Annotated in this window: 1 pseudogene; it reads right to left on the reverse strand. The window is 59.2% G+C overall.

Annotated features, from left to right (window positions below):
- Nucleotides 1-387: pseudogene (locus ALO43_RS03825) on the reverse strand (MFS transporter); the annotation flags it as partial.

Below are 387 nucleotides of genomic sequence, written 5' to 3' on the forward strand. Positions count from 1 at the left end.
GTCCCAGACCATAAGGCGCGATCCGGCCGAACACTGACCAATAGGGCAGGCGCTCACCGACTACGACCGGTACCGATGGCTTGTTGCGGATCAGCCAAAGTGCCAGCCCTGCCATCACGATCAAGGCGCCCCCCAGGCTGTTGAAACCCACGGCGTCGATGACAATCACTCCCAGCGGTGCACCAATGGCTATCGCACCATAGGACGCGATGCCGTTCTACGAGATTGATCGGGCCGTATGTTCCGCGCCGAGCTTGCCGATGCACCAACTGATAGTGCCAACTCCGATAAGCCCTTGGGAAACGCCGAGAAACAGTCGCGCAACGATCAGAATCGACAGGCTCAGCGTGGCAAACTCCTGAAGCAGCGTTGCCAGTAACGTCATGC

It is taken from the genome of Pseudomonas tremae (assembly GCF_001401155.1).
GTDB classification, from domain to species: domain Bacteria; phylum Pseudomonadota; class Gammaproteobacteria; order Pseudomonadales; family Pseudomonadaceae; genus Aquipseudomonas; species Aquipseudomonas tremae.